Source organism: Arthrobacter sp. GCM10027362 (assembly GCF_042679445.1).
GTDB lineage: Bacteria > Actinomycetota > Actinomycetes > Actinomycetales > Micrococcaceae > Crystallibacter.
The window spans coordinates 1-2,543 of record NZ_JBHTML010000318.1 but is presented as its reverse complement, the minus strand read 5'-3'; the positions used below and the strand labels follow the sequence as shown (position 1 = coordinate 2,543).

At 72.4% G+C, this 2,543-nt stretch carries 2 protein-coding genes and 1 pseudogene; 1 reads left to right on the top strand and 2 read right to left on the bottom strand.

The genetic code is table 11. From position 1 onward, the window contains the following. Positions 1–353, bottom strand: a 353-nt coding sequence (locus ACFQ36_RS22150; RefSeq protein ID WP_377017635.1) for a sirohydrochlorin chelatase, incomplete at its 3' end; no start/stop codon positions are given. 216 nt (positions 354–569) lie between these two features. On the opposite strand from ACFQ36_RS22150, the pseudogene ACFQ36_RS22145 reads away from it, so the two are divergent. After that, positions 570–1,272, top strand: a pseudogene (locus ACFQ36_RS22145) (epoxyalkane--coenzyme M transferase); the annotation flags it as partial. Between the two features lie 135 nt (positions 1,273–1,407). Here the strand turns inward: ACFQ36_RS22145 and metE are convergent. Next, on the bottom strand, positions 1,408–2,543 hold a 1,136-nt coding region (gene metE, locus ACFQ36_RS22140; RefSeq protein WP_377017633.1), incomplete at its 5' end, for a 5-methyltetrahydropteroyltriglutamate--homocysteine S-methyltransferase.

Genomic DNA, 2,543 nt, shown 5'->3' with positions numbered 1-2,543 from the left:
AGCCGCCCGGCCAGGACCCGGGCCAGCCGGCGGTCCGGCCCGATGGCCTGTGCGGCCACGGTTCCGGGGCGCGCCTGGACCGCCCGGCGGATGTCGACGCGGGTGTGGAACCCGGTGGAGAGCAGCAGCGGGACCACCACGGCCGGTTCGCCCGCGGGAAGTCCGGCGACGACGTCGTCCAGGGCGGGCTGCTGGACATCCACATAGGCCTCGTGGACGAGCACGTCGAGCCCGCGGGCGGCCGCTGCGGCGCCGACGTCCCGGCGCAGCCCGTCGATGAGTGTCCGGCCGACCGGGTCGTCGGTACCGTGGGCGCAGGCGACCACATGCAGCGGGGAACCTGTCCGGCTCATAATCACGCCGTACATCTTCCCACAGCCGGCGATGCGCACCCGCGGGCCCGGTCCCGGCAGGTTCGGCCGGCAAAGCCCCTGAAGGTCACCCCTGGTTGTCCGCAAGTCTGTAAGTCCGGAAGTCCCGAAGTCCGGAAGCCGGCGACGCCGGAAGGCCGGTTCGGCGGCCCCGGAGAGGAGGATCTTGATGCGCTCAGGCCGCGGATGCCGGAACTGCTGGCCGCGGCCGGACTCCCCGAGGGCTTTGTCGCCTCCCTGTCGCCGGGCTCCTGTGTAAGCATTGCCAACGACTATTACCAGTCCGACGAGGAGCTGCTCTACGCCTGCGCCGACGCCATGCGCGAGGAATACCAGGCGATCACCGACGCCGGCCTGACCGTCCAGCTGGACGATCCGTCGCTGGCCGAAAGCTGGGACCAGATCAGCCCCGAACCGCCGCTGGAGGACTACCTGAAGTTCATCCGGCTCCGTGTGGAGGCCGCCAACCGGGCCCTGCGCGACCTGCCCCAGGAGCAGATCCGATTCTACGTGTGCCGGGGCTCCTGGCACGGCCCGCACACCACCGACATCCCCTTCGCGGACATCACCGGCCCGGTGTTGCAGGTCAACGCCGGCGCCTGCGCCTTCGAGGCCGGCAAGGTCCGGCACGAGCAGGAATGGCGCGTCTGGGAGGACCGCGAGCTGCCCGAGGGCAAGGTGATCATCCCCGGCGTCGTCTCCCATGCCACCAACGTGGTGGAGCATCCGGAACTGGTCGCGGGCCGGATCGAGCGCTTCGCCAGGCTGGTTGGCCGCGGGCGGGCCATCGCCTCCACCGACTGCGGTCTGGGTGGGCGCGTGCACCGGCAGATCGCCTTCGCCAGGCTCGAGGCCCTGGGCCGGGGGTGCCGGCATCGCCGCCGGGCGGCTCTGGAAGTAGCCGGCGAATCAGGCGCCGGCGGCCGCCGGGTTACCGGTACGGATGCAGGTGAAGCCCGGTTCCTTCGCCGACATGCGGCGGGCCGGGACCCGGCGGGAGCGGTTGTGCGGTCCCGCCGGGTCCCGGCCCGGGGCGCTAGGCCTGGACGGCCACCGCTTCGCGGACGGTCCCGGCCACCGCTTCGCGGACGGTCCCGGCCGCCGCGACGAGGTTGCGCAGCGAGGCAACGGTCTCCTCGTAGCCGCGGGTCTTCAGGCCGCAGTCCGGGTTGATCCACAGCTGGCGCGACGGGATGCCGGCCAGCGCCGCCGTGATCAGCCCGGCCACTTCCTTTTCGGAGGGTACGCGCGGGGAGTGGATGTCGTAGACGCCCGGGCCGATGCCGCGGGAATAGCCGAAATCGGCCAGATCCGCGACCACCTCGAGCCGGGAGCGGGCCGCCTCGATGCTGGTCACGTCCGCGTCCAGGCCGTCGATCGCGGCAATCACCTCGCCGAATTCGGAGTAGCACAGGTGGGTGTGGATCTGGGTCTGCTCGCCGGCGCCGGAGGTCGCCAGCCGGAACGCGCGGACCGACCAGTCCAGGTACGCCGGCTGGTCCGCCGCACGCAGCGGCAGCAGCTCGCGCAGGGCCGGCTCGTCCACCTGCACGATCGCGGTGCCCGCGGCTTCCAGGTCGGCGATTTCATCGCGCAGCGCCAGCGCCACCTGGTTCGCCGTCTCGGCCAGCGGCTGGTCGTCGCGGACGAAGGACCAGGCCAGGATGGTGACCGGGCCGGTGAGCATGCCCTTGAGCGGCCGGTCGGTGAGCGACTGCGCGAAGCTGATCCACGGGACGGTGAACGCCTGCGGGCGGGACACGTCGCCCCAGAGGATGGACGGGCGTGTGCAGCGCGAGCCGTAGGACTGCACCCAGCCCTGCCCGGTGGCCGCGAAGCCGTCGAAGTTCTCCGCGAAGTACTGGACCATGTCGTTGCGCTCCGGCTCGCCGTGCACCAGCACGTCCAGGCCCAGCTCTTCCTGCAGCCGCACCACGCGGGTGATCTCCCCGCGCAGGAACTGCTCGTACTCGGCCGGGGAAATGGCGCCGCTGCGCGCCGCCGCACGCGCCCGGCGCACCTCGCCGGTCTGCGGGAAGGAACCGATGGTGGTGGTCGGCAGCACCGGCAGTCCCAGCCGCTGCTGCTGCACCTCGGCCCGCCGCTGGGCCGGGCCCCGGGTGAAGTCGTCCTCGCCGAGGGCGCCGGTGCGCTCGCGCACCTGGTCCACGG